Below are 25855 nucleotides of genomic sequence, written 5' to 3'. Positions count from 1 at the left end.
TCAGGCGCCGCCGGCCCGTGCGCGGAGCATGCGGCTCACCTCGTCCGAGCGCTCCAGGAGCGTGGTGCGGACCACCGGCACCGCTTCCTGGGACGCCTGCCGGGCCTGCTCGATGTACGCCGGGTCGATGGCGTGCAACGGGAAGAGGCGGTGCGTGTAGCCCATCGCGTGGAGCATTCCTCCCTGGTGCAGTTTCGGGATCGTCTCCAGATAGCGCTCGGCGTAGGGAGCCAGCAGTGCGTCCTGGCGCGGGCGCCAGAAGGCCGCCGCCACCAGGCCCACCGAGTTGATGGGGACGGTACGGTCCACGGCCAGCCGCTGCCAGACCTCCGCCTTCGCGGCGGCGTCGGGCAGCGCGGCCCGGACGGTGAGGGCGCGGGTCCAGGCGTCGGGGTCCGGGTCACGGGCGAGCAGGAGCTCCGACTCGGAGGTGACGTCGCCGCCCAGTTCCGCATCGCGGACCAGCGCACGCCAGTGCAGGTCCACGTCGGCACCGGCCCGCTCGCGGAGCCGGTCGAGATCGTCCCTGGTCGTCGCGGTCCGGGCGAGCCCGCGCAGCGCGACCTGACGGCGGCCGGGGTCGTCGGCGAGCCGGAGGCAGGCCGCCGCCACCGCCGCCGACAGCGCGGTCCGCTCGGCGGGTGGCGCCCACAGTTCCGCGATGTCCGCGGCGAGCGTCAGATACGGCTCGATCACCGCGTCGGACGTCTCGGCCACCAGCAGCGCGGTGAGGCTCCGCCCCGCCTCCGCCGCCGTGGCCTCGCCGGTCGTGAGCATGTCCCACACGGTGGCCGCGGCCACGCCCCGCGAGATCGCCGTCGGCAACCGCGCCGCCGTACGGAAGAGAGCGTCCCTGGTGGCGGGGTCCGGGCGGGTCGTGGCGAAGGTCAGGTCGTCGTCGTTGATCAACAGCACGGCGGCGGACGGGAGTCCGGTCACCGGGGTCCGGGTCTGAGTCACCTCGACCCGCACCAGAGCCTGGCGTTCCAGCGCGTCGCCGTTCTCCCCGTACGCGCCCACCGCCAGCACCTGGGGACGCGGGCTGCCGTCGGCCACCAGCGTGAGGGTGTCGCCGTCGCGCTCCAGCGAGAAGCGGTCGGTGCCCGCGGTCGACAGCCAGGCGGTGCGCCAGGTGTCCAGGTCGCGGCCACTGGCCTCGGACAGGGAGTCGATCAGGTCCTGGAGCGTGGTGTTGCCCCACGCGTGGCGGGCGAAGTAGGCGGCCATGCCGGTCCTGAAGTGTTCTTCGCCGACGTACGTCCTGAGCTGCTGGAGGACGGAAGCGCCCTTGGGATAGGTGATGTTGTCGAAGATCGACGCGGCCTGGGCGACGTCGTGGATGGGCTGGTGGATCGGGTGCGAGGCGGGGCCCTGGTCGGACAGATACGCGCGGATCTTGCCGGTCATCAGATGGCTCGCCCACGCGTCGGTGTGCCGGGTCGCGCGCTCGGCGGCCCAGTGACAGGCGAACTCCGCGAACGCCTCGTTCAGCCAGAGGTCGTCCCACCAGCGCATGGTGACGATGTTGCCGAACCACATGTGCGCCATCTCGTGCAGCAACACCCTTGCCAGCAGCCCGTGTTCGGCGGGAGTCGGCGCGGCCCGCCGCAGGAACGCGTCCGACCACGTCACACAGCCGTAGTTCTCCATCGCCCCGCCGAACTCCGGCACGAACACCTGGTCGTACCTGCGCTGCGGGAACGGCATCGCGAAGGCCTCGGCGTAGAAGGCGAGGCCCTGGCGGGTGAGGGTGAACATCTCGTCGGCGTCCCGTTCGAGGACCTCGGCGAGCGAACGGCGGGCGTACAGGCCCAGGTTGTGGCCGTCCACCTCGCGGCGGACCTCGTGGAAGGGGCCCGCGTCGATGACCGTGTTGTACGTCGACAGGGGTGGGGTGTCCGGGAAGGTCCACCGGCGGGCCGCGCCCAACTCCTCCACGCTCGCGTCACCGGAATTGCTGGTGACGGTCCATGCCGCCGGGGCCGTGACGGTGAAGGCGTGCGGCGCCTTGAGGTCGGGCTGGTCGAAGCAGGCCCACACGAAGCGGGCCTCGTCCGGTTCGAAACTCATCCACACGTACACCTCGCCGTCACCGGGGTCCGTCGCCCGGTGCACGCCCTCCCCGGTGGTGGTGTCGGCCTGCACGCTCTCCACGCGCAGCACGTTGTGCGCGGCGAGACGCGGGAGTTGAATCCGCCCGTCCTCGCCGGAGCCGACCTCGACACCGTTCAGCGTCGCGCTCAGCACCCGGGCCGCGCAGTCCACGAAGGTCGCCGCGCCCGGCTCACGGCAGGTGAACGCCACGGTGGAGACGGAGCGGACCTCCGGCCCGTCGGGCAGCGCGGTCAGATCGACGTCCACGTCGTACCGCTCGACCGCGATCAGCGCGGCCCGGAGCTCGGCTTCGGTGCGGGTCAGGCTTCGGATCCCCATGCGTCCTCCCTCGGCAGACAGCGGCCGTCAGCCTATGACGGAGATCGCCGGGCGGCGCAGGGTTTTCGGCGCCCCACGGACGCACCGGCGACCGTTGTGCGACGGCGACGGCGGTGTACCGGCGACCGTGGTGCGATCGCCCACGCGGACCGGTACGCCGGGTGCTCGCTCCCGCCCGGGCGCCCGGCGTACTCGCGGACGGGGCCGTCGGCGTGGCCGGTGCTCATCCCCGCACGAGCGCCGGACCCGCCGCCGACTCCGCCGTGTCACCGCCCCCGCAGGCCCGTGCCGATCACCCGGGCGGTACGGCGGGCGGTCTCGGCGAGCCGCTCCAAGTGGTGTGCCGGATCGGTGAGCACGCACAGTGCCGCCAGGGGCGTGACGCCCGAGCCGAACAGTGGAACCGCCGCACAGCACACCCCGTCCACCACTTCCTCCCGGTCGAACGCCACACCCCGCTCCCGTATCGCGGCGGCGTCCCGCGCCCAGGACGCGGGAAGCGGCCCCAGCAGCGGTGCCGGGACGGCAGTGGCCACCAGGACCTTGCCCGCGGCGGTGAACCACGGCCAGGTCATCCGGGTCTGCAGCGGATCGAGCTGTTCGATGTCGTCGGGACACCACTCGACCATCAGCGTCTCGCCCTTCCACAGCACGGCGACCCCCACCGTCGTCCCCGTGAGCTTCGCCAGCCGGCGCATCGGTTCCCGAGCCGCGGCGCGCAGCCGGGGATGCGGCTGCCAGGCCCGCCCGAGGCGGAACATCCGCCGGCCCACCCGGTAGCTCCCCCCGCACCGCTCGACCGCGCCCAGGTCCGCCAGTTGCTCCAGCAGCCGGTACGCGGTCGTCTTGGGCAGCCCGCAGTCGGACGCCAGCCTGGTCGGCCCCGCCTCCACGGCCAGCTCCACCGCCTCCAGCAACGCGAACGCGCCCTCCAGCACGCTCCTTCCGCCGACGCTTCCCGTGGCGGCCGGTAACGCCTCCGGCCGCCGTACCGGCACCCGTGTCCCAGGTGCCATCACTTCCCCTGTGATCACTTCTCGCCCCCGTTTGCCTGTTGCGCAGCCGCCAGGCGACGGCCCTGCCGTGGTGCCCGAACGGCGCTCCGGTCAGGGCCCGTTCGCTCCCCAGCAGACTGGCACCGGTGTGTGGCTGGAAACCTTGTCGAATGCTTGTCGGCTTCGCACACATGTCCGCGGAGAAAGGAGGACTCTTTGTGCGGGGGGAGGCGCACACCATGGTGGACGTGCAGTTGCTCGGGCCGGTGGAACTGTTGGCGGGGGAGCGCGCGGTGGAGGTGGGACCGCCGCAACGCCGTACGGTGATGGCCGCCCTGGCCGTGGACGTCGGCCGGCCCGTCGCGGTGGACGTGGTCATGGAGCGGGTCTGGGGCACGCGCGCGCCGGACGGGGCGCGCGGCGCCGTGCACGCCCATGTCGCCCGGATCCGGCGGGTGTGCGAGCAGGCCGCCGAGACCGCGCGGGAGCCGTTGTCCGTGGTGCGGCGCTCCGGCGGCTACCTCCTGGAGGCTCGCCCGGACCGGGTGGACGTGTACCGCTTCCGGCAGTTGGTGGACCAGGCACGGACCGCGGGCCCGGCCGACAACGAGCGGGCCCGGCTGCTGCGCGAGGCGCTGGACCTGTGGCGCGGAGAGCCGTTGTCCGGTCTGCGCGGGCAGTGGGCGGCCCGGATGCGCGAGGCCTGGCGGCGCCAGCACCAGGACGCCGCCGTGGGCTGGGCCCGCACGGAACTGGGCCACAGCGACCCCGCCACCGTCATCGGCCCGCTGACCGGCCTGCTCGGCGAGTACCCGCTCGCCGAACCCCTCGCCGAGGCCCTGATGCGAGCCCTGCACGAGACCGGCCGCAGCGCGGAGGCCCTGGACTGCTACGCGGCCGTCCGCAAACGCCTCGCGGAGGAACTGGGCACCGACACCGGACCGGCACTGCGCCAGCTGCACCAGACGATCCTGCGCGGCCACCGCTCCGGCCCCGCCAAGCGGCCCAAACCGTCCGAGGCGGCCCGGCCTGCCGAACGCCCCGCCCAACTCCCCATGGGCGTACGGGGGTTCACCGGCCGCGACGAGGAACTGACCCGGCTCGAGGAGATTCTCGCCTCGGCGCGGGGCGAGTTCGCCGCGGTGGTGATCTCGGTGGTCTCGGGCATGGCGGGCGTGGGCAAGACCGCGCTCGCGGTGCACTGGGCCCGCCGGGTCGAAAGCGCCTTCCCCGACGGGCAGTTGTACGTGAACCTGCACGGCTTCGATCCGCAGGGCGCGGTGATGCCCCCGACCGAGGCGGTCCGCGGGTTCCTGGACGCACTGGGTGTACGGCCGGGCCGGGTGCCGCCGGGCCTGGAAGCCCAAGTCGGGCTGTACCGCAGTCTCCTGACGGGGCGTCGGATACTGTTCGTACTCGACAACGCCCGCGACGAGGAACAAGTACGCCCGCTGCTGCCCGGGGCGGTCGGCTGCATGGCGCTGGTGACCAGCCGTAACCTGCTCACCGGCCTGGCCGCGACCGAGGGCGCCCATCTGCTCGCGGTCGACCCGCTGACCCCGGACGCGGCACGGGACGTCCTCGCAGAGCGGCTCGGGACGGGCCGGGTGGCCGCCGAACCGGAGGCCGTCGCGGACGTCGTCACCTGGTGCGCGGGACTGCCGCTGGCCCTCGCGGTCGTGTCGGCCCGCGCCGCCGCCCAGCCCCGACGGCCGCTCGGCACGCTCGCCGAAGAACTCCGCGAAGCTGGCGGCCGACTGGACGCGCTCGACGGCGGCGAGGAGGCCAGCCAGGTACGGGCCGTGTTCTCGTGGTCCTACAGCGCGCTCAGCCCGGCCGCCGCCCGGCTGTTCCGGCTGCTCGCCCTGCACCCGGGCCCGGACCTCGGACAGCACGCGGCAGCCGCCCTGGCCGGCGCCCCGCCGGAGCGCGTCCGCGGACTGCTCGCCGAGCTCACCGGCGGGCACCTGCTGGTCGAGCAGGCTCCGGGCCGGTACGCGTTCCACGACCTGTTACGCGTCTACGCCGGGGAGTTGGTGGCCGCGTACGACGACGAGTGGGAACGACGGGCGGCACTGCACCGCATGATGGACCACTACCTCCACTCCGCACGGGCGGCCGACGTCCTGGTGACCCCGCAGCCCAACCCGGTCGCCACCTGCGCGCCCAGAGCGGGCGCGAACCCGGTGCAGCCCGAGGACTACGGCAGAGCGCTGGCCTGGCTCGTCGCCGAACACCCGGTACTGCTGGAGATCGTGCGCCAGCCACCGCCCGGCTTCGACGGACATGTGTGGCGACTGGTCGCCGTCCTGACCACCTTCCTGGACCGGCACGGCTACTGGGAGGCGCTGCTGACCGCAGGCCACAGCGCGCTCGCGGCGGCCGAACGGGACGGCGACCTGGTCGGAAGAGCGGGCGCCCACCGCGGACTCGGCCTGGCCCTGGACCGCCTCAAGCGCCCGGAACCGGCCCGGGAGCACTACTTACGGGCACTGGAACTCTTCGCCGAGCTGGGCAGCGACGCGGGGCAGGCCCGAACCCATCAGCATCTCTCGCGGATGTCGGGAGCCCAGGGCGACTCCGGACTGGCACTGGAACACGCCCACCGGAGCCTGGAGCACTACCGGAGGGCCGACGACCCGGCCGGCCAGGCCGCGGCGCTCAACCACATCGGCTGGCTGGAGGCCCATCTCGGCGAACACCACAGCGCGTTGGCGCACTGCGAGCAGGCACTGGAACTCGCCCGGGCGGCCGGCGACGTGAACGGACAGGCCCACATCTCCGACAGCCTCGGCTACATCCACCACCAACTCGGCCGCCACCAACAGGCCGTCGTCCGCTACCGGGAGGCGGCGGCCCTGTTCCGCGCCACCGGGGAACGCCGCAGCGAGGCCGACTGTCTGCTCTGCCTCGGCGACAGCCACCACAGCGCCGGCCAGCCCGCCGCGGCCCACAAGGTCTGGGCCCGTGCCCTCGCCCTCACGGACGAACTCGGTCTGCCCGACGACGATCCCCTCCGCACCGATCTCCACGACCGCATCAGCGAACCGCCCCTGTCGTAGCGGACTCCGCGACCCGCGAGGGCGCGCCCCCGTTGCCGAGCCCGAGACCGAGGACGGCACCGATGGCCGCGCATACGCAGGTGATCCACCAGGTGGAGTGCCAGCCACCGGTGCGGGTGGCCAGCCACGCGGCGACGGTGGGACCCACGAAACTGCCCGCGTTGAAGAGCTGCTGGATCAGCCCCATGGTGGCCGGGGCCGAACCACCCGCCGGCGTCAGCCCACCGATCATCCGCAGCAGCGTCGCGGGTATCGCCCCACCGGTCAGCGAGAAGGCGACGACACACAGGAACTGCCAGGCGGTACCCGCCGGGACACGGTGCCAGTCGACGGCGAAGGCCGGCAGGGAGGTCGAGGCCATCAGCGCGAAGGCGGGCACGACGACGGCGCGCACGGCCAGGCCGCGCTTCAACAGCGTCGCAGTGGCGATCGAGCCGACGGCGTTCACCGCACCGACCACGGCGCTCAGCACACCCGGCCAACTGCCCGTCATCCCACCGTCGCGGTAGACGGTCGGCAGGAACCCGACCACGGCCATCCACGGCAGCGTGTAGCAGGCGAAGACGAGTCCGGCGGCCCAGGGAGCGGGAGCCCGGACGGTACGGCCGATGCGGGCGAGGGCAGCAGCCGCGCCCCGCGCACCGCCCGCGTCGTCACGCGGAACCCGGGCCGACACCCACGGCAGCGGCGCCAGCGCGACCACAGCCATGCCCCACCACCACACCCGCCACGACACCACCTGGAGCGCCAGCGCGCCGACCATCAGCCCGGCGAAGGTGGAGATGCCCTGGTAGGCGCCCCAGAAGCCCATGGCCGTGGTGAAGCGGCCCGGCGGGGCGGTGCGCCGGACCAGCCCCGGTCCTGTCACCGCCACCAGGATGAAACCGGCCCCCTCCACCGCCCGCGAGGCCAGCAGCGGAGCCGCCGACCCGGCGAAACCACCGCAGGCCGAACCGAGGAACAGCAGCACAAGCCCCCCGCTCAGACAGCGCCGCTCACCGATCAGCTCGGCCAGCAGCGAGACGGCAAGTCCCCCGAGCATCCCGGCCAGTTGGACGATTCCCAGCAGGGTCCCGGCCTGGACCAGACTCAGCGACAGATCGTGCCGCAGGGCCGGCAGCGCGGGCGGCACCTTCCACACCTGGAGCCCGGCGGCGACCCCGGCGGACACGACGACGATCCAGGAGCCGCCGGCACCGGCGGGGTACGACTTCGAGACCATGGCGGCGGTCCTTCGACGGAACGGAGGCGGGAGACGGTCCACCACCTAGACCATGTGCCGGGGCATGCGCGCAACACAGGCCTTTGTCAGTGCGACAGATGCTCAATGAAAGGAGATCCGAGTGTCAGAATGCGCACCATGACACCAATGGACTCCTTGGACGCCCGGATCGTCCTGGCCCTGGACGACGACCCGGACGCCACGATCCTGGCCCTGGCGCAGACCCTGGGAGTGGCCCGCAACACCGTGCACGCCCGGCTGCGGAGAATGGCGGCAGAGGGCGCGCTCAAACCCTTCAGCCGACGCGTCGACCCCGCCGCCCTCGGCTACGGCCTGGTCGCGTTCATGTCGCTCGCGGTGAGCCAGGCCGAGCCCGAGAGTGTCCACGAGGGCCTGCTCGACCTCCCGGAAGTCATCGAGGTCCACTACACCACCGGCGACGCAGACCTCCTCGCCCAGGTCGTCGCCAAGGACACCACGGACCTGCACCGCATCACCAAGGCGATCCTCGCCATCGACGGAGTCGACCGCACCAGCACCGCCATCTCACTGGCCGAGGTCATCCCGTACCGACCCCGCTCGCTCCTCAACCGCCTTGCGAAAGGCCGCACTTAGAGATCCAGCTCCAGCACCGGGGAGTCGCAGCGGCTCACGCAGATCATCATCGTGGTGGCGGTGGGGCGTTCGCACGGCTCGATCACCGAGTCGCGGTGGTCCGGGAGCCCGGCCAGGACCGCCGTCTCGCAGCTGCCGCAGTAGCCCTCCTCGCAGGAGTAGGGGATCTCCGGGAGCTTCTCCCGTACGACGTCCAGCACGGAACGGTCGTCGGGTACGGTCAGCCGCAGCCCCGAACGGCTCAACACCACCTCGAACTCCCCGTCCACAGCGCCGAGTTGGTCCGGGATTGCGTCGTCGGCCGAGGCGAAGCGCTCCAGGTGAAGCGCCCGCGCGGAGTCGGCCGTGCGGCACAGCGCTGTCACCGCGTCGAGCATCGGCTGCGGGCCGCAGGCGTAGACGGCGTACGCGGTCGGGGTGGCGGCGAGTTCGGCGGCCAGGTCCGGCAGACCCGCCTCGTCCTGCGGGACGAGCAGCACCCGGTCCCCGCCCAGCTCCACCAACTCCTCGGCGTACACGAGCCGGGACCGGTCGCGGGCGCCGAGGACCAGCCGCCAGGGCAGACCGCGTGCGGTGAGTTCGCGGGCCATCGGCAGCAGCGGGGTGACGCCGATGCCGCCGGCCAGCAGCAGGTATCCCTCCGCAGGCACCAGCGGGAAGCGGTTGACCGGCCCGCGGACCTCCAACTCCCGTCCCACCAGAGCGGTTTCATGGATCTCCCGCGAGCCGCCCCGCCCGTCGGGCACGCGGTGCACGGCGACGGTCCACGCCTCTGCATCCGTCACCTCACCGCACAGCGAGTAGGCCCGCCGCAGCCCCGAGGGCAGGACCAACTCCACGTGTGCTCCTGGCTCCCATGCAGGCAGGGCGCCGCCGGTGGCCCGGGTCAGCCGCAGTTCCACCACGTCATGGGCGACCCAGCGGGCCTGCCGGACCAGGAGCCGTTCGGTCGTCGTACGAGGGGAGTCGAGGTCAGAAGACACGGAAGTACTCCCGCTGTTCCCAGTCGGTCACCTCTTGGCTGAAGCGGTCGATCTCGGCCCGCTTGATGCTCGTGTAATACGCCACGAAGTCCTTGCCGAGCCGGTCGGCGAGCATGCGGTCGGACTCCAGCGCGTCCAGGGCCTCGCCCAGCGAGCGGGGGAGCGGTTCGGCGCGGGCCGCGTACGGCTCGTCGGCGGCCGGTCCCGGTTCCAGTCCGCTCGCCACGCCCTCCAGTCCGGCGGCGAGTTGGGAGGCGAGGTAGAGGTAGGGGTTGGCGGCCGGCTCACCGATCCGGTTCTCCAGCCGGGTGGACGAGGGCCCGTCACCCAGCACCCGCACCATCGCCCCGCGATTGTCCCGCCCCCACACCGCACGGTCCGGCGCCAGCGACAGTGAGCGAAAGCGCTTGAAGCCATTGAGAGTTGGGGTCGAGAACGCGCTCGTGGCCCGCGCGTGCCGCAGCAGCCCGCCGAGAAAGGCGGTCCCGTACGGCGACAACGGCGGCCCGGACGCGGTGAGTTCGCCGCCCTCCGGTGCGAAGACACCCACGCCGTCCCGCACCATGCTCTGGTGCAGATGCCAGCCACTGGAGAACACGCCGGGCAGATGGGGGCGGCACATGAAGGTGGCGTGGTGCCCGTGGCGGGCGGCGACCTGTTTGACGGCGCTACGCAGCAGGACCATCGCATCGGCCGTGCCCAGGCCGTCGGCGGGCTGGAGCGTCAACTCCACCTGGCTCGGGCCGAATTCGACCTCCAGGCTGCGCAACGGCAGCCCCAGACCCTCGATGTTCGCGCGCAGGACGTCGAGGATGGGATCGAGTTCGTCGTAGCGCAGCTCGCTGAGGTACTGGTAGCCGTGGTTGAGCATGCCGACCTCGGGTGCCGCGCCCGGCTGGCCCTGGTCGCCCGGGCCCAGCCGGGGGTCGTCGAGCCGGAAGAGGTGGAACTCCACCTCCAGTCCGGTGCGGTAGGTCAGCCCGTCGGCCTGGTCGAGGACCGAGCGCAGCAGTCCGCGCGTGCACAGCGGAACCGGCGTGCCGGAGGTGAAGCGCAGGTCGCACAGCAGCCAGCCCGTGCCCGGCGACCACGGCAGCATCCGGAACGTCGACGGGTCGGGCACCATCACCATGTCGGCGGCGCCCCGCAGTTCGGGCAGCCCGAGCGGCGTCTCCTTGGTGAAGAGGGGGAAGACGGTCCGCCCGGAGGTGTCCTTGGCGAGCAGGGACGAGGCGATGCCGGTGCCGTCGCGCAGTACGTTGGGCAGTTCGCCCACGGTGACGGTCTTGCCGCGCAGCAGACCGTGCTGGTCGGCGAAGACCAGCCGCACCACCGTCATGCCGCCGCTCTCGGCGCGGCCGAGTATCTCCCGTGCGGCGGCGGCCTGTTCGGGGTTCCACAGGCCGTGGCGTTCGATGAATCCCACGCGGCTCAGCCGTCCGTTCCCAGCGGACGCGCCCAACTGCTGTCGGCGCGCTGCTTGTCGGTGACGGCCGTCCAGTGCTCCAGCCAGCCCTCGGTGGGGCCGATCCCGTCCAGGGCGACCGGCCCGTGCAACCGCCCCGCCTCCTCGGCCGGCAGCACCAGCGGCGGGTCCTCCCCGCGCTCGACCGCGCCGATGGCCTCACCGAGCATCCGGCGGTACATCACGATGGCCTTGTCGGAGCGGCCCAGATGCTCACGGGTACGGTCCTGCACGGACCCCTGCCCCTCCACCGCCCACTGGTCGTGCACGTTGATGTCGAAGCCGAGCCCGGTGTACGTCGTCGTCCGCTGCTCCACCGGGTCGTAGCCGTAGCCGTTTTCGCGGCCGAAGCGCGGCTGGTAGTCGGGCAGGGTGACCGCGCCGACCCGCTGGCGGCGCATCTCCGCCTGGTCGACCGGACCGCCGACACTGGTGAACAGGGCATACCAATAGCTGGAGTTGTCGTCGATCGGGACGTGCCACTGGGTGATCGCCGTCTCCGCGTCCAGCGGGATGTGGAAGGCGTGCGGGAACACCTGGTGGGTGATGCGGACATGGGTACGGCTGCCGTCCATCGGCAGGCCCTGGGTGTCCGTGCCGTCGAGCGTGCGCCGGGCGGTGATGCGGATGCCGTACGGGGTGCGGACGGCGTCGATGTCGGGGCGGCCGTACTCGCGCAGGATCTTCGTCATCGGGAGGCCGGTGCCCTGGGAGGCGGCGCGGAACTGTTTGCCGTAGCTGTCGGCGGGGTCCTCGTCCTGGAAGAAGCGGTGGAGGTAGGAGGCGTGGGCGGGGTCGATGCCGACCTCCAGGGCCTGGAGCCAGTTGCACTCCAGCAGCCCTTTCCAGGCGAAGGCGTGGTCGGCGGGTGCCTGGTAGCAGTCCAGGGCGGGGAGTTCGGGCGGTTCGCCGGGGCCGAGGTAGCCCCAAATGATGCCGTTGATCTCACGGACCCGGTAACTGCCCAGCCGGACCCGGGACTTGAGCGGGCTGTCGACGGGCTCGGCGGGTGTGTCGAGGCACGAGCCGTCGCGGGCGAAGAGCCAGCCGTGGAAGCAGCAGCGCAGTCCGCCGTCCTCCAGCCGGCCGAGCGCCAGATCGGCGCCCCGGTGCGGGCAGCCCCGGCCGACGAGACCGAGTCCGCCCTGCTCGTCGCGGAACAGGACCAGGTCCTGTCCCATCACCTTGGGGGCCACCAGCGGCCGTACGCCGTCGAGTTCCTCGCTGAGGGCGATCGGCTGCCAGTAGCGGCGCATCCACTCACCGGCCGGGGTGCCGGGACCGGTCCGGGTGAGCCGGGTGTTCTCTTCCTCGCGCATGGGACGCCTTTCGGGGGAGGGATGGCGCGGTCAGCCGCAGCAGTGGTCCGGGGCCGAGGGGCTCGGCGTGTGACAGGAGACGGGGGCGGGCACGTCCAGGGCCGGATTGCGGTCGAAGAAGCCGTCGGGCTCCAGGCGCAGCCGCGCCTTGGCCACCGGCATCACCGGCCACTCCTCGGGACGCGGGAAGTGGTGCGAGCCGACGGTCGCCCACAGCACGAGATCCGTGCCGTCCAACGACCGGTTCTCCTCCTGCCACTTGTGGACGCCGTCCGCGCCCGGCTCGGCCTGGTTCGGGTACTCGCCGCCGACGAACCGCCGCTCCGCGTCGTAGGCCGTCGCCCACAACTGCCGCCCCACGAACGGCGCTCGACGGGCGCACACACTGTCCTCGCGCACCGGCAGCACCGCCGTGTTCTCCAAGTGCACGCGGTACGCGGTCGGTTCGCCCATGCGGTTGCGGGACTCGGTGCTCTCCACCCGCCAGTGCAGCGCGCGCGACGGGTCGGTGCGCCGGGCGCCCTCCGACTCGCTGAGGATCGGCCGCAGCACGGTCCGGGCCGCGTTGCCGTACGGGTCGAGGACGGGGTCCGGCTCGTGCTCGGCGGTGACCTCCACCAGCCGGTTGGGATCGCCGTCCACCGCCATGTCGAGCCGGACGCTGAAGAAGTGCTGGTGGTTGGTGACCGCGACATTCGGCGCGACCCGGCGCGCGTACGGCGTCGCCTCGTCCTCCTCGACGCCGGTGGCGGAGAGGATGCCGGTCATCTTGATCTCCAGCATCACCGAACCGTCCTGGTACAGCGACCAGTAGAAGCCGTAGTCGTAGTTGGCGACGGTCGCGAACGCCGAGATGATCAGGCGGCGGGAACGGCGCACCTCCGTACGGCCGGTGCGGCCGTCGTGGTGCTTCCAGAGGATGCCGTCGTCCTCCTCGTGCACACACACGGCGTTGGGAATCAGCCGGGGCACGCCGTCGCCGCCGAGCACGGCCGCGTCGAAGTACTGGATGACACCGAGACAATCACAGCCCAGGGCAAGGGAGTTGGTGAGCGGACCGGCGCCGTACTCGCCCCAGTCGAAGAAGTTCTTCCGGTACTGGGTGGAGGCGGTGTCGAAGTAGGGGACGTACATCTCGTTGACGGCCGCACGCCGGATCACCTGCCGAGGACCCTTCCCGGCCGCCGCGAAGGCGAGGTCGTGCAGCACCAGCCCCTCGCGATGGCTGAAGCCGACCCGCACCGACCACCCCTGCCAGTCGATCCGCTGCCCGGTGACGGTGAAGCTCGGACCGTCCGGCTGGACGACCTCCAGCGGCTTCAGTCCCGGGCGCTCGGCCACCGTCCCGGCCGCGAACACGCCGGACTCCTCCGACAGAGGCACCACCCCGTGGTCCTCGATGTGCAGGATCTCCATCGTCTCCATGTCGATGATCGGCACGACCCCCTGCACCGGGCGGGCGTAGCCGTTGTCGTCCTCGGAGACGCGGTGCCAGACGCTGCCCCAGGTCAGCCGGCGGCCCGCGTACTCGGGCGGCTCGAAGCCGCCGATCGACTCCGGGTCCACCATCACCAGCGACACGTCGTGGATACCGCGCAGTGCGAGTGCCTCCCGGAAACGCGGGTCGGCCCGGCACGCGGCAGCGGCCTGCCGTGCTTCCTCCGAGGAACAGCCCGGACTGCGGACGTCCAACTCCCGCCAGGCGGTGGTCTGCGGCTTGTCGCCGAGTTCGAGGTCGACCTCGAAGGCGTGACGGGCGGAGGGGGAGAACACCACCGCGCGGGCCCGCCGGGTGTCCCCGGGCGCGGCGCGGCGGGCGTGGTCCTCGTCCAGCGCCACACCCCAGAACCGCGCGTCCCCGGGGACCCGGGTGTCCGCCCTCAACACCCCTGCGGCTGTGGCGAGTTCGGCGACGGTGAGGGGGTCCAGCGGATGCGGTGCGCCGGCCGGTACGGGTTCGGGGGCGAGAGTGCTCACAGGGAACTTCCTTCCAAGGTGGTGCCGCCGTCGGCGCGGGGATCGGAGGCGCCGTCCAGCCAACCGCCGGCGGACAGCCGTACGGCCTGGGTGTGACCGGCCAGATCGGTACGGCCCGGCGCCACGACGACCGGAACCACCGACGGGAACGCGCTCGTGGCCGCCGGGACGGACCCCGGCTCGGCCAGCAGGGTGGGTGACTCGTGACCGATGTCGCGGGTGCCGATCACCCAGCGCGGACGGTCCAGTACGGCGGCCGGATCGGCGGCGGGGTCCATCAGATCGGGCACGGTCTGGGCGAGGATCTGCGGCTGCGCCCGGCCGCCCTGGCAACCGGCCGCGATCAGCAGGTCGGCGGACCGGCCGAGCACGGGACAGAGGGTGTGCGGGGGCCGCAGACCGGGGCCGATGAGGGCCGGATGGCCGGGCAGCAGGCTGAACGCCGAGCCGCGGTTGTGCAGCACGATGCCCGTCTCCGGGTCGCAGAGGCCGGAACCGAAGGTCTGGTACACGCTCTGGATCAGGGAGACGGCCAGCCCGGACGCGTCTACGGCCGTGATCGCGACGGTGTCACCGGCGGGCCGGAAGGCCGGCTCGGGCGGTCGCGCGCCGGCGAGCGCAGCCGGGCGCAGGAGCCCATCAAGGTCGACGGGCGAGGGACCGAGCGGATCACCCAGCAGCAAGTCCCGTGCGGCGGACGCGTCTTGGCAGCGGGTGGCCAGCAGACCGATGCGCTCGGGTTCGGGCAGCTTCGCCACGGAAGCCGCAGTCTCCAGTACGGCCAGCAGGCTCGCTCCCTGACTCGGCGGCGGCGCGGTCCACCACCGCGTACCGGCCGCGTCCAGCGTCAACGGCTCCACGTTCGCCGCCTGATGGGCCGAGAGATCGTCCGCGGCGAGTGAACTCCCGGCCCGGCGCAGTCCGTTGACCAATGCCTCGGCGATCGCGCCCCGGTAGAAAGACGACGGATCGTCGGCGAGCGTGCGCAGTACGGCGGCCAAGCGCGGCTGCGGAAGTGGGTCGCCCTCGGCGAGCAGTGCGTCGCCGGGGCTGGTCAGCAGTGCGGTGAGTCCGGGGTCCGCGGCGATCTGCGGGGCCCGCTCACGGATGGCGCGGGCCAGACCCACCGATACGGTGGCCCCGCCCTCGGCCAGTTCGGCGGCGTCCCGCAGTGCGGAGGCCAGGGCGCCGGGCGTGCCGTGGGCCTCGGCGAGTGCGGCCCAGCCCGCCACCACGCCGGGCACCGTCACCGTCTGCGGGCCCTGCGGGGGCATCCGCTCGTCGGCCGCGCGCAACGCGTCGACGTCCACGGCCTGTGCGGCGGCCCCCGCCGAGATCACCGCGCGCACCGAGCCGCCGGGGGCGTGGACGAGGGCGATCAAGTCGCCGCCCAGGGAACACTGGTGGGGGTAGACGACGGTGAGAGCGGCGGCTGCCGCAAGCGCCGCGTCCACGGCGTTGCCGCCCCGCTCCGCCGCACGCCGGGCCGCCGTCAGCGCCGCCGGGTGCGGTGCGGCGAGGATCAGCGGGGAGGCGGCTGTCATGTCTCGTCCCTGGGGAACAGCACGGTTCGGGAGGGAGCGGCCTCGGCGCCCTGCAGGGGCAGGGGGAGGGAGATCATGTCGTAGACCCCGGCCGGTGTGTACAGGAGATCCACCACTTCCAGGATCAACACCTCGGCCGCGCACAGGAGTTGGTGGGTCTCCCAGTGGGTCGTGTAGGCGACCGCCTCGATGCTCAGGTAGTCGATGCCCGCGGTGCGCACACCGGCCTCGATGAGGCGTTCCGCTCCGTCGGGGGCCAGTCCGACCCACTGCCGGGCCTTCCACGGGCTGCGCAGTACGCCTTCCGAGTTGCTGGTGCGCAGCAGCACGCGTTCCTCGGTGCCGAGGCCGGCCGCGTCGAGATCGGCGGCGGTGATCTGCTCCCTGACGTGGGTCAGATCGAGGACGCGGGCGGTGCCGTTGAGGGCGGACAGGTCGAGCCGGTCGACGGTCTTTCCGCCGTCGATGAAGTGGGCCGGAGCGTCGATGTGGGTGCCGGTGTGGGCCCCGATCCGCCAGCGGCTCACATTGGAGGGATCGCCCGCGGTGCGGGACTCGACGATCTCCACCTCGGGGCGGCGGCCCCAGTGGAGCATGCCGGGATGGATGGGAACGGACACGTCGATCGCCTTGGCGAAGTCCAGATTCATGCGGCCCTCCTATTGGATGCGGATATCATGGAAGTGGATCCAAAAGTGTGTGGCTGTGGACGCCCCGGGCCGCGTGGGAAACTGCTCCACCACCGCGCACCCCCCGACCGCCCCCGAGAAGGGTTTGACCGACTCCCATGACCCCCCAGACTGACGACGAACCCCTCGTCGACGACATCGCGGCCCGTATCCGCGCGCGGATCATGAACGGCGAGCTGGCGATCGGCAAACCGCTGCGCCAGGCGGCGCTGGCCACCGAGTTCGGGGTCAGCCGCACACCGGTGCGCGAGGCGCTGCGTCAGCTCCAGAACGGCGGACTGATCGAGATGCAGCCGAACCGCGGTGCGGTGGTCCGGGTGCCCGCGCCCTGGGAGGTGCGGCAGGCGTACGAGGTGCGCGCCGAGCTGGAGGGCATGGCCGCCCGGCGTGCCGCCTCCCGCATCACGGAACGTGGGCTCGCCGCACTGCGCGAGCACAACGCCGTCCTGCGCGAGGCGGTGGCGCGGGCCGCCGGAGAGGGGACCGGGGGCGGCAGCAGCGCCACCACGGCGGCGAACGACTGCTTCCACACGGTCATCTGCGAAGCGGCCGACAACCCTTGGCTGACCCGGATGATCGACCGGATCAACGAGAGCTTCCCGCGCAACGTCTCCTCCCTCGCCCTCGCCGGCGACGAGCGCCACCGGCAGCTCAACATCCGTGAACACGAGGCCGTGATCGACGCGTTGGCCGCGCACGACGCCGACCGCGCGGATGCGCTGATGCGCGAGCACGTCATCAGTTCGGGGGAGCATCTGACGGCGTGGTACGAGCGCCGGTCCCAGACGCTGTTCCACGGCTGAGTGGGCCTGGTGGCGCTGCTTCATGAGATCCCGCCGGGGAAGAGTCGGGCCGGCGACAGGAAGTCCAGGTCCGGGCGGGCGATCCCGCACACGAGGTCGGCCAGCGCCTCGCCGATCGCCGGCCCGAACTTGAACCCGTGTCCCGAACACGCAGACGCCACCAGCACCTGAGGTACACCCGGTACCTCGCCGACCAGGAAACGCCGGTCGGCAGTCATCGTGTAGAGGCACGTCAGGCTCTCGGTCACCGGCCCGGCGCCGGGCAGCACCTGGGCCACCGCCTCGGCGAGCAGGGCGAGTTCGTCGTCGGTCGCCTCGGGGCGGGGTGCCTGCGGGTCCCAGGGCGGACCGCTGTCCAGCCCTGCCTTGAGGCCGCGGCCGTCGGTCGCGGGAAACCCGTAGAGCAGGCCCTGCGGCAGATCGACGGAGAAGCTGCCCAGGCCGGACCGGCCGAGCGGGCCGGTGGGGTCGGCGGCGAAATAGGCGTTGACGATGCGAGTGACCGTCAGAAGTCGGGCCAGGGACGGGACTTGGGCGGCGATCCAGGGGCCGGTGCACAGCACCAGGCGCCGGGTGCGTAGGACGGCCTTGCCGGTGCGGACCACGACCTCGTCGCCGTCCGGTTCCCAGCCGAGGACACGGGCGTGGTCGTGGATGTGCGCGCCTGAGCGTTCGGCGAGGGTCAGTTGGGCGCGCAGTGTCTCCTGTGCGTCGATGATGCCGGCGCGCGGGTCGTGTACGGCCGTGAAGCCGGTGGGCAGCCGCACTCCCGGGAAGATCCGTGCCGCTTCCTCGCCGTCGACCTGTCGGCAGCCCGGGCCGCGCAGCGGGTCGGGGCGGTCCTGCGGCGCCGCGTACAACCCGCCGGTGATGTCGAGCAGTTGGGTCTTCGAGGCGCCCTCCAGCTCCGTCCACGCTCGGTAGGCGGTGTCGACCAGGGCGTCCCAGTCGGGGTGCGGGTAGGCGCGGCGGATCATCCGGGTCGCCCCGTGCGAGGAGCCCAAGTCATGGCCCAGGCCGTACTGTTCGAGTCCCAGGACGTCGAGTCCGCGTGCGGCGAGGTGACGCAGGGTGGCACTGCCGTGGACGCCGAGACCGACCACGATCGCGTCGTGGCGACGGGAGTCGGGGCGAGTGGCGCGCGGGGCGGGCTTGGGGGCCGTGGGTGTGATGTGTGACGGCGCGGGCGTTGCGGGCTCGATCCCGGCCCGCGTCTCCACACTCGCGTCCCGCCGACCCGTACCCCGCCCGTTCAGGCACACGATCTCGCGCACCGCCTCCACCAGGGCGTGCAGATCGTCCTCGTCGTTGTAGACGTGGACGGACGCCCGGACCACCTTGGTCAGGCCCCGGTGGTCCATGTCCCAGCGGCCGTGTCCCGCCGGTACGGCGATCAAGTGGACGCGACGGTGGGCGAGTTGGCGCTGGACGTCCGAGGCGTCCAGCCCGTCGACCACGAAGGTGACGATCGCGCCGCCCGCGGCCGGCGGATCGGTGACGTGGACGCCCGGCAGTGCGGAGAGGCGTTCCCGAAGAGAGGTGGCGAGGGCCGCCAGGTGCCGGGCGACGGTGTCCACGCCGAGTGCGGCGATATCGGTCAGCGCGGCGCCGAGGCCGAGACGCAGGGCGTGTGCGGCTTCCCAGAGTTCGAAGCGTTTGGCGTCCGGCACCAGTTCCCAGCTGCGCTCGGCGGTCCACCGGGCGCCCCGGACGTCGGGTGCCTCGGGGGCGAGCCGGTCCAGGAGCGGGCGCCGGACCGCGAGCAGGCCTGTGCCACGCGGGCCGCGCAGGAACTTGCGGCCGGTGCCGATGAGCAGGTCGCAGCCGATGGCACCCATGTCCACCGGCAACTGGCCGAGCGACTGGGTCGCGTCCAGCAGGAACGGCACGCCGTGGGCACCGGCCAACGCGCCGATCGCGGCGGCGGGTTCGACCAGTCCCGAGGAGGTCGGCACCTGGGCGGCCGTCACCAGAGCCGCAGGACCCGCCCGCAGCGCCGCCTCCAGAGCCTCCAGGTCCACGGCCCCGTCAGGGCCGTTGGGCAGCAGCTCGACCTGGACACCGTGATCGCGCTCGACCGACAGCAGGTGCAGCGCGCTGCTGACGTAACTGGAACGGGCCGCCAACACCCGGTCCCCGGGGCGCAGTCGAAGCGCCGACACAGCGCGCTGCCAGCCGGCCGTCGCGCTCTCGACGAGGGCGACCTCCTCCAGCCGGGCGCCGAGGAGTTCGGCAGTACGCGCGTAGACGGCCTCCAGAGCGGGAGCCGCGTGCTTCGCTGCCTCGTAGCCGCCGGACAGGCTCTCCGCGCGGAGGTGGTCGATGACCGCCTCGACGGTGCCGTTGGCGAGCAGGGCAGCACCCGCCGAGTTGAAGTGATGACCGGTGAACGAGCCCGGTGTGCGGGCGCGTTCGGCCGCGACGTTCAGGGTGCGTGGGGGTGGGGGATTCGGGGGCGAAGCGGCCGTACCGGCCGTCACGGGCGCGCTCACAGGGCGATCGTCACGCTCTTGAGCTCGGTGAACCCGTCGACGGCGGCGTCGCCGAGGTCCCTGCCGAGGCCGGACTGCTTCATCCCGCCGAAGGCCACGGCGGGGTCGAACTCGTTGTACGTGTTGACCCACACGGTTCCCGCCTCCAGCGCGGCGGCGGTGCGATGGGCACGGGCCAGACTGCCGGTCCACACCCCGGCGGCGAGCCCGTACTCGCTGTCGTTGGCCAGGGCGATCGCCTCCTCCTCGGTGTCGAAGGGCAGGATGGCGGCGACCGGGCCGAAGATCTCCTCCCGGGCGATGCGCATGTCGGGGGTGACCTCTGTGAACACGGTCGGCGGCACGAACCAGCCCGGACCGGGCAGTGGTTCACCGCCTACCGCCACGTCGGCGCCCTCGGCGCGGCCCAGCGCGACATAGCCGGTGACCCGGTCGTACTGCTCCTGCGAGACCAGCGGGCCGATGTTGATGCCACCCGCGAGACCCGGGCCGATCCGCAGCGCCTCCACGGCCGGAACCAGCCGGTCCAGGAACTCCTTGACGATCGTGCGCTCCACCAGCAGCCTGCTGCCCGCCGTGCACATCTGCCCGGAGTGCCCGAACACCGCGCGCACTGCGTTCGGCACGGCCGCGTCGAGATCCGCGTCGGCGAAGACGATGTTGGGGGACTTGCCGCCCAGTTCGAGGGTGAGCCGCTTCAACGACGGCGCCGCCGCGGCCATGATGTGCCGCCCGACCTCCGTCGACCCGGTGAAGGACACCTTGGCCACGCCGGGATGGGCGACCAGTTCCGCACCCGTACGACCGTCACCGGTCAGCACGTTGACCACGCCCTCGGGCACGCCCGCCTCCAGGCAGAGCGCGGCCAGCCGCAGTGCGGTGAGGGGGGTCTGCTCGGCCGGCTTGACGACGATCGTGCAACCCGCCGCCAGGGCGGGGGCGAGCTTCCACGCGGCGATCATGAAGGGGAAGTTCCACGGGAGTACGGCGGCCACCACGCCCACCGGTTCACGGACGCTGTACACATGCCGGTCGGGACCGGCCGCGTGCACGGTGCCGGACAGCCGGGTCGGCGTGCCCGCGAAGTGGCGGATGGCTTGCAGGCCCAACTCCACATCGCCGCGGGCGCGTTCGATGGCCTTGCCGTTGTCCAGAGTGTCCAGCACGGCCAGTTGCTCGGCGTCGCGCTCCACCAGATCCGCGAGGCGCAGCAGGACGTCACGGCGCTGCCGGGGGAGCAGCCCGCGCCAACGGCCGTCCCGGTGGGCGGCGTTGGCTGCCTCGACCGCCGCCGCCACCTCTGCGGAGCCCGCCTGGACGACGGTGGTGAGCTGCTCCTGGGTGGCGGGGTCGAGCACCGGGATGCGTTCCGTCGCGGTGCCGGTGGTCCACTCGCCGCCGATGAGCATGGGCTCGCAGTCCGGCAACTGGGGAATCACGATGCTGGGGTCCACCTGGTTCTCCTTCACGCCTGGCGTCCGGGACGGTGAGTGGGGTCGGGCCACGGTTCGCGCACCGCCGTGGACACCGCCCGGGCTGTGGTCAGGACGCAGCGGTCGAACTCCGCCTCGCCGTGCTTGGAGTTGGCGTCGGTCACGTCCCGGCCCCACACCCCGGTCTCGCTGACCTGGTCCATGCGGTAGTCCCAGAACGAGTCGACGTCGACATGGGAGGTGGCGCGCTCCATCCGCACCAGCTCGGGTGCGAGGTGCAGCATCACGGACGTCTCGAAGAAGTTGGCGTGCATCAACGCCCGCCCGTAGGTGACGTGTCCGTCGACCTCGGGCCCCGGGTACATCGTCACGTACCCCAACGCCCGCACCCGCGCGTCCCGGTGACGAACCCTCAGCTTCTCGGCCGACACGTCGAGCGCGCCGTTGTTCCAGATGTGCCCGTTGAGCAGGATGAACTGCCGTACTCCGGAGGCGTACAGGGAGTCGATGACGTCCTCGACGACGGCGATCATGGTCTCCGGCCGCAGTGCCACCGTCCCCGCGAAGTCACCGTGGGACGCGGACACCCCGAAGCTCAGGGGCGGGACGACGGGCACGCCGGTCAGAGCGGAGACCCCGAGGGCGACCGCCTCGCAGATCCGGGTGTCCACGGCGAGAGGGAGATGCGGGCCGTGCTGCTCGGTGGCGCCGACCGGGATGATGACGGCGTCCTGGGCGGCAGCCGTGGACTCCGCCTCCGGCCAGGTCAACTCCTCCCACAGCACCGGCGATCCGGACCCGCCCAACTGCGCGGCGAGTTCAGGGACTTCGAGCCCTGTGGGGACGGTTCGTCCGGACGGACCGGTGACGAAGACGGACGACATGGCTCTCCTCTCCTCGGGGCCGGTGGCGCTCACCATCGGCGTCGGCTCTTCTCGGGCAGCAGGTCCAGGGCACGCAGCGCGAGGGGCTCGTCCCCGTCGACCGTGGTGACCCACACGGTGGCGTCCGGGCAGTAGTCGCTGATCAGCTCGCGGCACACCCCGCACGGGGCGATGATCCGGAACCAGCCCGCCGGTTTGATCTGCACCGACACCATCGACGTGATGCTCAACTCCGCACCGGCGGGCAGGGCGCCCCGGGCGGTACCCATGGCCACCCCCTCGGCACAGATCGAACTGCGCCGGCAGGAACCCTCCACATGGACCCCGGTGTGGACCCGGCCGTCCGCCGTGCGCAGCGCGGTCGCGACCTCGTGCCGGCCCGACTGCCACACCCGGGCGAGCAAGTGCTGTGCGGTGGCGAGGAGTTCGACGTCGTCCTCGTGCATCGACGGCGGTACGGCCACCGGCCGCACGTTCACGGCGCTCATACCGTCAGCCCCAGCAGCCGGGCCATGTTGCCGCCTTCGACCAGCGCCCGGTCCTTCTCGTCCTCGACCGCCTTGGCGATCTTCATGCGTTCCAGGTCGAAGTCGGAGCCGGGCCACTCGCTGCCCATCAGGATCTTCTCCGGTCCGAGCCGCGCGTAGGCGCGCTTCACGTCGCTCATCAGCGTCGCCGACGTCTCCAGGTACACATGCGGCTGCCGCTCGGCCACGATGATCGCCTCCGGCACGTTCCACACCGCCCCCATGTGGGCGATGATCGTGGGCACTTGGGGGTGGTCCCGGGCGATCTCCTCGATGGCGAGCGGCGCGCAGAACGCGTCGTCGAGGGCGTTGATCAGCACCAGCAGTCCGCGCCGCGCACACGCCTCGAAGACCGGGTCCAGCAGGCCGTGGTCGGCGACGTGATAGCCGTGCAGGCTCGGGTGGAGCTTCAGGCCCACCAGACCCGCGTCGGCCATCCGGTCGATCTCGTCGAACGCGTCGTCGGCCTGCGGCATCACCTGCCCGAAGCCGAAGAACCGGTCCGGGTACGTGGCCACCAGCGAGGCGATGAAGTCGTTCTCGATGCGCTGCGCGAGCGAGCACACCATCGCCATGTCCACCCCGGCCGCGTCCATCCGGTCGAGGATGCGGCGCGGCTCGAAGGGTTTGTACGGCGGCGGGGCCTGGCCCTTGCGGGCGCCGGTGAGGTAGTCGGAACGGCCGCGGACGTCCTGGGTGGTGTTGTACGCGTCGATGATCAAGGCGGTTCGTCCTTACTCGCTACTGGCTACTCGCTGGTGACCAGGGGAAGGTGGCAGCGCACACTGCGGCCCGGCGTGATCTCTCGCAGCTCGGGGGCCGTGGTGCGGCACTCCTCCGTGGCGATCGGGCACCGGGTACGGAACAGACAGCCCTCGGGAGGGTTCGCCGGATCGGGCAACTCGCCTTCCAGAACCTCCTGTTCACGTTTCTCCCCGGGACGCAGCACCGGAACGGAGGACAGCAGCGCCCGGCTGTAGGGGTGCGCGGGGGCGGCGAAGAAGGCGTCGCGGGAGGCGATCTCGATGATCTGGCCGAGGTACATGACCGCGATCCGGTCGGCGATGTGCCGTACGACGCCCAGGTCGTGCGAGATGAACAGCATCGTCAGGCCCCGGTCGCGGACCAGGTCCGACAGCAGGTTCAGCACCTGTGCCTGGATCGACACGTCCAGCGCGGAGACCGCCTCGTCGGCCACCACGAACTGCGGTGACGAGGCCAACGCCCGTGCGATGCCGATGCGTTGGCGCTGTCCGCCGGAGAACTCGTGCGGCCTGCGCCCGCCGGCCTCCGCACCCAGGCCGACCAGGTCGAGCAGCTCGGCCACCGCCTTCGCGGCCTCGGCGCGGGTGGCGCCGCGTGCCCGCAACAAGGGTTCGGCGACGATGTCCGCGATCCTGCGGCGCGGATTCAGCGAACCGAAGGGGTCCTGGAAGACCATCTGCAACTCGGCCCGGGTGCGGCGTAGTTGGCGCCCGCGCAACCGGGTGAGATCGGTGCCGTCGAACTCGATGCGGCCCGAGGCGGGTTCGATGACCCGCAACAGGGCCCGGCCGAGCGTGGACTTCCCGCAGCCCGACTCACCGACCAGGCCGAGGGTCTCGCCCCGGAGGATGTCGAGGTCGACGTCCCGCAGCGCCCTGACCCGGCCGCCCGCCCGTCCCGGGTACTCGACACGCAGCTCGCGGGCCTGGATGAGCGCGGCGGTCATGCGATGCCTCCCTGGGAACGGGCCGTGGCACGGGCGGGGGAGGGCAGCACACAGGCGTCGAGGTGTCCGTCGTCGCCGTGCCGCCGGCGCAGCACGGGCCGTTCGGAACACGCGTCGTGCACGAACGGACACCGCGGCGCGAACGCGCAGCCGGACGGTCGGTCCACCCCGGTCAGCGGGCTGCCCGCGATGGTCGGCAGCCGTCGTACGACAGGACCGTCGATCGGCGGGACGGAGCCCAACAGCCCCATTGTGTAGGGGTGTTGGGGGTGGAACAGCACCTCCTCGCGCAGCCCCTGCTCCACGATCCGGCCCGCGTACATCACCGCCACCCGGTCCGCGACCTCGGCCACGACGCCCAGGTCATGGGTGATCAGCAGCACGGAGGTGCCGTGGTCGCGCTGGACGCCTTTGAGGACGGCGAGTACCTGGGCCTGGATCGTGACGTCGAGGGCGGTGGTGGGCTCGTCGGCGATCAGTACGGCGGGGTCGTTGGCCAGGCCCATCGCGATCATCACGCGTTGGCGCATGCCCCCGGAGAGTTGGTGCGGGTAGGCGCGTGCCGTGCGGTCCGGGCCTGCGATGCCGACCTCGCCGAGCAACTCCACTGCCCGGGCCCTCGCCTGACCCCGTGTCACATCACGGTGGGCGCGGATCATCTCGGAGACCTGGGCGCCCGCGCGGTGGAGCGGGTTGAGCGCGGCCAGCGCGTCCTGGAAGACGACCGCGATGTCCTTGCCGCGCACCCCGCGCAACTCCCGTTCCGACGCCGCGACGAGGTCATGGCCCTTGAAGACCGCCTCGCCGCTGATGTGGGTGCGCGGACCGCGGTTGAGGCCGACCAGGCTCATCGACAGGGCGGACTTCCCGGACCCCGACTCGCCGACCAGCGCGAGGACTTCGCCCTGGCGGAGGGTGAGGTCCACACCGTCCACGGCGGGCAGCCGGCCCGCCGGAACGTCGAACTGGACGCGCAGGTCCCGGACTTCGAGCACGGGCGCGGACGTCATGAGCCGTCGCCCACGGCCAGCGCCGCCGTGTGGATCAGATCGGCGACGCGCTCGGGCCAGACGAGGGTCGTGTAGTGGCTGCCCGGAACGTGCTCGACGGTGGCCTTCATGCGGGCCGCCATGTCGTTCTGGATCTCCGGGCGCAGCGTGCGGTCGTCGTCGGCGACCAGATACCAACTGGGCAGCGTGCGCCAGGCCGGTGTGCCGGTCGGCTGCCTGAAGATGAGGTTCTCCGCCTTGCGCCCCTCCGCCTCGACGACGGCCCGCTGCTCCGGCGAGAGATCGGGACCTATCTCCGCCCAGAACTCCTCGCTCGTCTCGGACTTCCACTCGCCGTTCGGGCCGCGCCGCATGTACTTGGAGATCTCGGCCTCCTCGTACCGCTCGACGATCTCGTTGACCGTCTCGCCCTCGTCCGGCCCGAACGCGGCTATGTAGACAAGCCCTTTGACCCTCGGATCGCGCCCGACATTGCTGATGACCGCGCCGCCGTAGGAGTGCCCGGCGAGCAGCACCGGGCCCGTCGTCTCCGCCAACACGGCCGCCGTGTTGGCGACATCGTCCTCCAGTGAGGTCATCGGGTTGGTGACGACGAACAACCGGTGACCGCGGGCGGCCAGCAGGGGCTGGACGGCCGACCAGGTCGTCGGCCGTCCGCCGGCACCGTGGACGAGCACGATGTCCATGCGGG

General features: G+C 72.1%; 20 protein-coding genes. 3 read left to right on the top strand and 17 right to left on the bottom strand.

All coding sequences use genetic code 11. The features are described from left to right. Together pepN and OH768_RS01810 are read right to left on the bottom strand one after the other, a co-directional pair. Complete coding sequence (gene pepN / locus OH768_RS01815; protein ID WP_406449288.1) at positions 1 to 2433, bottom strand: aminopeptidase N; 2433 nt, start codon at positions 2431 to 2433, stop codon at positions 1 to 3. Between the two features lie 266 nt (positions 2434 to 2699). Further along, positions 2700 to 3449 (bottom strand): IclR family transcriptional regulator, encoded by a 750-nt coding sequence (locus OH768_RS01810; RefSeq protein WP_406449286.1) that lies wholly within the window; start codon positions 3447 to 3449, stop codon positions 2700 to 2702. Positions 3450 to 3646: 197 nt separating this feature from the next. On the opposite strand from OH768_RS01810, the gene OH768_RS01805 reads away from it, so the two are divergent. Further along, on the top strand, positions 3647 to 6490 hold the full coding sequence (locus tag OH768_RS01805) for an AfsR/SARP family transcriptional regulator (protein ID WP_406449284.1): 2844 nt from the start codon (positions 3647 to 3649) through the stop codon (positions 6488 to 6490). On the opposite strand, the gene OH768_RS01800 is transcribed toward OH768_RS01805, so the two are convergent. Then, positions 6468 to 7712 carry a CynX/NimT family MFS transporter gene (locus tag OH768_RS01800; RefSeq protein WP_406449283.1) on the bottom strand — a complete coding sequence of 415 codons (1245 nt, stop codon included), beginning with the start codon at positions 7710 to 7712 and terminating at the stop codon, positions 6468 to 6470. The genes OH768_RS01805 and OH768_RS01800 overlap by 23 nt on opposite strands. Positions 7713 to 7859: 147 nt before the next feature. Here OH768_RS01800 and OH768_RS01795 point away from each other — a divergent pair, with 147 nt between their 5' ends. Continuing rightward, positions 7860 to 8327, top strand: coding sequence for an Lrp/AsnC family transcriptional regulator (locus OH768_RS01795; RefSeq protein WP_406449281.1), 468 nt, complete (start codon positions 7860 to 7862; stop codon positions 8325 to 8327). On the opposite strand, the gene OH768_RS01790 is transcribed toward OH768_RS01795, so the two are convergent. From OH768_RS01790 to OH768_RS01765, 6 genes are read right to left on the bottom strand one after another with little or no spacing between them, the layout of a single operon-like run. After that, positions 8324 to 9310, bottom strand: coding sequence for a PDR/VanB family oxidoreductase (locus tag OH768_RS01790; protein WP_406449279.1), 987 nt, complete (start codon positions 9308 to 9310; stop codon positions 8324 to 8326). The two genes, OH768_RS01795 and OH768_RS01790, sit on opposite strands and share 4 nt — an antisense overlap. Continuing rightward, positions 9300 to 10736, bottom strand: a complete 1437-nt coding sequence (locus OH768_RS01785) for a glutamine synthetase family protein (RefSeq protein WP_406449277.1) — start codon at positions 10734 to 10736, stop codon at positions 9300 to 9302. Before OH768_RS01785 ends, OH768_RS01790 begins: the two co-directional genes overlap by 11 nt. A gap of 5 nt (positions 10737 to 10741) precedes the next feature. Further along, positions 10742 to 12094 (bottom strand): Rieske 2Fe-2S domain-containing protein, encoded by a 1353-nt coding sequence (locus tag OH768_RS01780; protein ID WP_406449275.1) that lies wholly within the window; start codon positions 12092 to 12094, stop codon positions 10742 to 10744. A 30-nt stretch (positions 12095 to 12124) separates the two neighbouring features. Next, positions 12125 to 14071, bottom strand: a complete 1947-nt coding sequence (locus tag OH768_RS01775; protein WP_406449273.1) for a primary-amine oxidase — start codon at positions 14069 to 14071, stop codon at positions 12125 to 12127. Then, a complete protein-coding gene (locus tag OH768_RS01770) occupies positions 14068 to 15615 on the bottom strand; it encodes a gamma-glutamyltransferase (RefSeq protein WP_406449271.1) in 1548 nt (515 codons plus the stop codon). The genes OH768_RS01775 and OH768_RS01770 overlap by 4 nt, the downstream gene beginning before the upstream one ends. After that, positions 15612 to 16265 carry a cyclase family protein gene (locus OH768_RS01765; protein ID WP_406449269.1) on the bottom strand — a complete coding sequence of 218 codons (654 nt, stop codon included), beginning with the start codon at positions 16263 to 16265 and terminating at the stop codon, positions 15612 to 15614. The genes OH768_RS01770 and OH768_RS01765 overlap by 4 nt, the downstream gene beginning before the upstream one ends. Before the next feature lie 137 nt (positions 16266 to 16402). On the opposite strand from OH768_RS01765, the gene OH768_RS01760 reads away from it, so the two are divergent. Beyond that, positions 16403 to 17107: a GntR family transcriptional regulator gene (locus OH768_RS01760; protein WP_406449267.1), complete on the top strand. Its 705-nt coding sequence runs from the start codon at positions 16403 to 16405 to the stop codon at positions 17105 to 17107. A 20-nt stretch (positions 17108 to 17127) separates the two neighbouring features. Here OH768_RS01760 and solA read toward each other — a convergent pair whose 3' ends face one another. From solA to OH768_RS01720, 8 genes are read right to left on the bottom strand one after another with little or no spacing between them, the layout of a single operon-like run. After that, entirely contained in the window at positions 17128 to 19599 is a 2472-nt protein-coding gene (solA, locus tag OH768_RS01755; RefSeq protein WP_406449265.1) for an N-methyl-L-tryptophan oxidase, read from the bottom strand. Continuing rightward, a complete protein-coding gene (locus OH768_RS01750) occupies positions 19596 to 21053 on the bottom strand; it encodes an aldehyde dehydrogenase family protein (RefSeq protein WP_406449263.1) in 1458 nt (485 codons plus the stop codon). The genes solA and OH768_RS01750 overlap by 4 nt, the downstream gene beginning before the upstream one ends. An 11-nt stretch (positions 21054 to 21064) precedes the next feature. Then, complete coding sequence (locus OH768_RS01745; RefSeq protein WP_406449261.1) at positions 21065 to 21916, bottom strand: creatininase family protein; 852 nt, start codon at positions 21914 to 21916, stop codon at positions 21065 to 21067. A gap of 29 nt (positions 21917 to 21945) precedes the next feature. Continuing rightward, on the bottom strand, positions 21946 to 22404 hold the full coding sequence (locus tag OH768_RS01740; RefSeq protein ID WP_406449259.1) for a cytidine deaminase: 459 nt from the start codon (positions 22402 to 22404) through the stop codon (positions 21946 to 21948). Then, entirely contained in the window at positions 22401 to 23165 is a 765-nt protein-coding gene (locus OH768_RS01735) for an amidohydrolase family protein (RefSeq protein WP_406449257.1), read from the bottom strand. The genes OH768_RS01740 and OH768_RS01735 overlap by 4 nt, the downstream gene beginning before the upstream one ends. Before the next feature lie 26 nt (positions 23166 to 23191). Next, the gene (locus tag OH768_RS01730) at positions 23192 to 24154 is read right to left on the bottom strand and encodes an ABC transporter ATP-binding protein (RefSeq protein WP_406449255.1); all 963 of its coding nucleotides are present in this window, start codon (positions 24152 to 24154) and stop codon (positions 23192 to 23194) included. Next, the gene (locus tag OH768_RS01725) at positions 24151 to 25164 is read right to left on the bottom strand and encodes an ABC transporter ATP-binding protein (RefSeq protein ID WP_406449253.1); all 1014 of its coding nucleotides are present in this window, start codon (positions 25162 to 25164) and stop codon (positions 24151 to 24153) included. The genes OH768_RS01730 and OH768_RS01725 overlap by 4 nt, the downstream gene beginning before the upstream one ends. Then, positions 25161 to 25850 (bottom strand): alpha/beta hydrolase, encoded by a 690-nt coding sequence (locus OH768_RS01720; RefSeq protein WP_406449251.1) that lies wholly within the window; start codon positions 25848 to 25850, stop codon positions 25161 to 25163. The genes OH768_RS01725 and OH768_RS01720 overlap by 4 nt, the downstream gene beginning before the upstream one ends. Positions 25851 to 25855 lie beyond the last annotated feature (5 nt).

The organism is Streptomyces sp. NBC_01622 (genome assembly GCF_045209635.1).
In the GTDB taxonomy this organism is placed as follows: Bacteria; Actinomycetota; Actinomycetes; order Streptomycetales; family Streptomycetaceae; genus Streptomyces.
This window is presented reverse-complemented; position numbering and strand designations above follow the sequence as displayed.